Below are 4,657 nucleotides of genomic sequence, written 5' to 3'. Positions count from 1 at the left end.
AGCCGCTCTGGACGACACAGCCCGTACAACACCTTGTCTTGACGGGTCGGCAGCCGGTCCAGAAGGGCACCCACAGCGGCCTCTGGGTCGTTCTCTGGCTCTTTCCAGTACGCCCAGAACTTTTCCTCCGTCCCGGCGGTGGCGTACTTGACCTTGTTGGGCTGCGCGGAAATGACGACCTGTGCGTAGTGGAAGAGCTTAGGGATACCCGGATCGCGCTTCTGGTTGCGTAGCATCTGGGAGATGCCTTCGGATACGGCCCCGTCTTTGTCGCGCCGCTTGCATTCAATGACGACCAGCGGGATGCCGTTCACGAACAGCACCAGATCAGGATACCGCGTGTGGGCGCGCCCGTCTACGGCAAACTCGGGCACGACATGGTACACGTTTCGCTCCGGATGCGCCCAGTCGATGTAGTGCAGCTGGAAGCTCTTGCGATCGCCTTGTATGTTCTGCTCGAAGCTCTTGCCAAGGGTAAGCAGGTCGTACACGGCTTCGTTGGTGGCTACTACGCCCCGGTCGGGCACGCTGCGCAGCGCTTCAATGGCAGCGTAGATGTTTTCGTCGGAGAAGGCGTAGGTATCGCCTTTGTAGTTGATTTCGTTGAGGCGATGCAGTTGCTGTTCCAGTACGCCGGTGAGTAGCACGCGCGAACGCGAGCCCTCACGGTGGACCAGTGCTTCGTCGGGCGTAAGCGGTGTGTAGCCAACGGACGCCAGCAGTTCCATCGCAGGCGCCTGGGCATCGTCGTGTTCTCGGTAGGAGGGCGTAGGCATAGCGTAGGTCAGGTATTTTGTCGATAATAAGGGAGATGAGGGCCGCAATAGGCTATCGCAAATGTTTTACTCTCCTTATGCGGGGTGAAGTAGATCTGTACGCAGTGCTTGCGACTCCCCCCGCCAAGAGTGAGGTGGCATTCTATTTCATATTGTTTGCCATCATGCGTAAACTTCCGGTCATCACCATGCATGTTCATAGAAAAAGGGATAATTGATTGTGTGATGCGAAAGGTGAACCCTGTTAGTCTGTCTATGACTCGTTAAGGTAATCCAGAACGGCTTGTTGAAATCGCTCGAAGGTAGATTGCAGCCGGTCAATACCCTCTCTCATGCGTTCCCAATCGAGCTCAACTCCATAACTTGACCGAACAACGTGCCGAAACCCACGATACGCGCGCATCTCACCAGCCAGTGCGGCGTCGAATAGTGAAGGAAGAGACGGCTCTTCTTCCTCCGTGAAGCGTTCGAATAACTTCGCATGCCATTTTGCACCACGCGGCACCGAAATGCCATGGAATTGGGCAATGCGCTTGAGGATGTTCTCGGTACCATTGTAGAACTGCATAAGAAAGGCACCTCCGGCCACCTTTTCACGGAGGGTGGGTCGGTTGCTTCCTACATCGTGCCGCAGACGCACCAGTTCAGCAACCACAGTATCCATCCGCTCTAATTCGTCATGTACTTCTTCGCGCAGTTCGGTTTTGGTCATGGCGATTCCTCATCGTAAATAACACGCCCGCGTTCACGAACGCGCCGGGTAAATGTGCTCTCGGGCTCTAACGGAATGACATCAACGGGTACCGGAAGCGCAGCGTCGATCTCGGCAGCCAGCTTGTAGAAGTCCCAGCCGGGCACTCCGCCAATGGCAAGATCAAGATCGTGGGCCGCATCGGGGTTGGATTGCGCACGGCCAAACAGCATGACGCGAGAGGCCCCGTAGCGGCGTGCAATGGCTACGGCATCGTCCAGGTGGTTTGTCGTTACAGGCATCGTTTAAGCAGTCGGGTTGGGGGTAGATTCAACAGGATGATCGGCGGGCACGCGGACCGCACCGGTGAGCAGCTTCTGCATCATGCCCTTCTTTTGCTTCTGCAACGCCTCGCGCTCGGTGCGGAGCAGCTCCAGTTCTGCGTCGCATGTGCTCAGGATGTTGGCAATGGCATGTTGTTCAGCAAGTGGCGGCAAGTAGAAATGTTTTTCTTTCAGCCATTTGAAATGTCTGCTGTATCCCATATTTGGCAGACGTGTATTCTGAAGCAAGTAGAGTCCGTATCGCAAATCACAAGGTTCCTTGGTCTTTAATAACTGCGTACCATCAGCACCCACCACAAATGGAAAATCCACCCATTTGACTGTTCGTGTGTGATCTCCAAATACAATAAGAGGATGTTTTTTTAAAACCTTGTTTTCTTGGTCCGTATATCCAACAATTCGATTTTGTCCTTGATCGACTACTGGATATTTGCCTGTCTCTTGATACTCCGACTTTTTTATTTGGTATCCTCGTGACGAGAGACGTCGAAACGCATCTTTGAATATGTAACGCGAACGCTTTTGGTCTTTGTACTTCGGCAGCCGCGTTTGGCCGGTGAGGAGCTGCTGCATAAGGGCTTTCTTCCGGCGCTCTTTGGCTGCAATGAGATCGTCAATCTGCTGCAACGCGCGGTCCCACGTGCTCAGCACGCCTGCAATGCGGCGCTGCTCGGGACGTGGGGGGGTAGCTGTCGGAAAGGCCCGCACGTCTGCCTGTTTAATATTAGGATCTTTTCGGCTGCTCGCTGCATAGCGCCGCCAGTACCTGACCCGGTGATTTAGCCACTCCAATATGTAGCGAGGTAGTGCACGATCTGTGTCGATCTGTAGAGAGCATATTGCTTGATTCGTAGCGGCTTCTATTTCCAATATCCCAGTTCTTCCTATTTGGTTGAATCCACCATACATCGCCACAAGGACGGTATCCAGCGGAAGCACATCACAGGAGTTTTCCTCAACTGCCAGTTGTGTGATTTTCTCTTTTGATGTCCGGACTGCGCTATCTGTCAAATCGAGTGTTTTGATCCATGGGATTTCCCCATCGCTAAAGTATTTTTCGTTGCCCCTCTTCGGAGTAGCTCCCGAGGAAATTGATCTACATACGTCTTCTAATCGAACTACCTCCCACGCCTCCGGAATCCACCCCACCTTGGTTTTTTTGAACCCGGGACGGGGAGCAGTTTCTGTATCGGAAGAAGGAGCTTCCGGCGTTGAGGGGGCGAGTGGTTGGTCGAACAGGGGCGCGGTATCCATAGGAACGAGGGGCAGTTGGCGTAATGAGCGGAAGGGGAGCGGCGCGGGCTATCGCGTAAAGAGGTTCAGGTACTCGGCAAAAACGTAGCGGCGGTTGCGCTGCTGGCCGGTGGTTTCCTTCAGGAGGCCGAGGTCTTCAAGGTCGCGAATCAGACTCATGGCTGTCTGGTGTGTTACGTCAAGATGGTTGGCAGCATCTTTGGCCCGTATCCAGGGTTGGCGGTACAGCAGCGTAAGCAACTGACGAGCATTTCCGGCTTTCTGGCCCAGGTCTAGCACCTGCCGTTCAGCACGCTCTCGAAGGGCCTGAATAGCCTCGAAGGTGTCTCCCCCCTGTTGTGCTGTTTCGCGTACAGCTACGAGAAAAAAGCGCACCCAGTGGCCCAAATCGCCCGTTCCACGTACCGTTGTAAGAGCGTCGTAGTACGTTGCTTTGTGGCGCTCAATATAGCTGGAGAGATACAACGACGGCTTGCTCAGAAAACCATGGCTGATAAGATATAATGTAATGAGTAGTCGCCCAATACGTCCGTTGCCATCCAAAAACGGGTGGATGGTCTCAAACTGGTAATGGCTAATGGCAATGCGCACCAGATGCGGCACGTTGATGGCGTCGTTGTGCCAAAACTTTTCCAGATCGCTCATCAAGTCGGGGACATCCGTATGCGGTGGCGGGACAAAATGGGCATCTTGCAGCGTGGCGCCCCCAATCCAGTTCTGGCTTTTTCGATACGCTCCCGGTCGTTTGTTTTGCCCACGTACTCCTTGCATGAGTATGGCATGAGTACGGCGGAGCAGCCGTGTAGAAAGCGGCAGGTCATCAAGAGCATCAATGGCCTTATTCATGGCGCGTACGTAATTCTGCACCTCACGCCAATCGTCACGTTTCTCAGGAGCCACATCCTCTTCCGGGCGCAACGCCTCATCCATTTCGGTGCGCGTGCCTTCGATACGACTGGAGGCATTCGCCTCCTTCAGAATGTGCAGTTGGATAAACAGATCTACATTCGGAACGATACGCGAAAACGCATCCAGCGCAACAAGCGCCCGTGTAGCCTCCTCCAGGAGCATGTTGATACGCGAATCCTCCCAGGTCCACTCATGATTTACAGGCGTAGGGATGAAGCTCTCATATCCCGTAGGCTGAAGTCGCAAATGGCCCGATGTGTATGATTCCAGGTAAGCAGTATCAAAATCAGTCATATCTATTTTACGTTACCCATTGCGCTATGTTAAAAACAGTGATCTTTTTTACATAAGGCAACAGTTAATGTAAAGCTGTTCCCCCATTACTGCGCTATCACACGTCAATCTTGAAATGATGCTCATAGGCCCAACCCACGTAAGGCCATCCCGCCAATGTGTTATTGCAAGCACAGCGAGGCGTCACTCGCAGGCTCCATTTTACCAATGATAGGACGTACACATATTTTTGCTGGACTACATAGCGATGCGCAGGGAATCTCGGTTCTTTAGGTACGTCTTTAGGCACTGCAATCAGTCGATCAACTCCAGCGCTTTCAGGTGCTCGTTGATGGTCTGGCGCGTGTCGGCGAGTTCAGATTCGAGGGATTCGATCTCTTGTTGCACCG

The 4,657-nt window shown here is 53.4% G+C and carries 5 protein-coding genes; all 5 read right to left on the bottom strand.

Annotated features, from left to right (window positions below; genetic code table 11):
• A partial coding sequence (locus PPP56_RS11445) for a type I restriction endonuclease (protein ID WP_353564178.1) occupies positions 1 to 776 on the bottom strand: 776 nt, incomplete at its 3' end.
• 253 nt (positions 777 to 1,029) lie between these two features.
• Positions 1,030 to 1,488 (bottom strand): ribonuclease toxin HepT-like protein, encoded by a 459-nt coding sequence (locus PPP56_RS11440; protein WP_353564177.1) that lies wholly within the window; start codon positions 1,486 to 1,488, stop codon positions 1,030 to 1,032.
• Positions 1,485 to 1,769 carry a nucleotidyltransferase family protein gene (locus PPP56_RS11435; protein WP_353564176.1) on the bottom strand — a complete coding sequence of 95 codons (285 nt, stop codon included), beginning with the start codon at positions 1,767 to 1,769 and terminating at the stop codon, positions 1,485 to 1,487. The genes PPP56_RS11440 and PPP56_RS11435 overlap by 4 nt, the downstream gene beginning before the upstream one ends.
• Positions 1,770 to 1,772: 3 nt before the next feature.
• Positions 1,773 to 3,065 carry a restriction endonuclease subunit S gene (locus PPP56_RS11430; protein ID WP_353564175.1) on the bottom strand — a complete coding sequence of 431 codons (1,293 nt, stop codon included), beginning with the start codon at positions 3,063 to 3,065 and terminating at the stop codon, positions 1,773 to 1,775.
• A gap of 48 nt (positions 3,066 to 3,113) precedes the next feature.
• A complete protein-coding gene (locus tag PPP56_RS11425) occupies positions 3,114 to 4,268 on the bottom strand; it encodes a Fic family protein (RefSeq protein WP_353564174.1) in 1,155 nt (384 codons plus the stop codon).
• Between the last annotated feature and the right edge of the window lie 389 nt (positions 4,269 to 4,657).

This window comes from Longimonas sp. (genome assembly GCF_040409695.1).
Lineage (GTDB): Bacteria > Bacteroidota > Rhodothermia > Rhodothermales > Salinibacteraceae > Longimonas.
The sequence above is the reverse complement of the archived record's forward strand: the minus strand, read 5'-3'. Positions and strand labels throughout refer to the sequence as shown.

What these genes read in the sequence shown, in the direction of transcription:
- PPP56_RS11440 (WP_353564177.1), bottom strand. Translation starts at nt 1,488, where the DNA reads ATGACCAAAACCGAACTGCGCGAAGAAGTACATGACGAATTAGAGCGG.
- PPP56_RS11435 (WP_353564176.1), bottom strand. Translation starts at nt 1,769, where the DNA reads ATGCCTGTAACGACAAACCACCTGGACGATGCCGTAGCCATTGCACGC.
- PPP56_RS11430 (WP_353564175.1), bottom strand. Translation starts at nt 3,065, where the DNA reads ATGGATACCGCGCCCCTGTTCGACCAACCACTCGCCCCCTCAACGCCG.
- PPP56_RS11425 (WP_353564174.1), bottom strand. Translation starts at nt 4,268, where the DNA reads ATGACTGATTTTGATACTGCTTACCTGGAATCATACACATCGGGCCAT.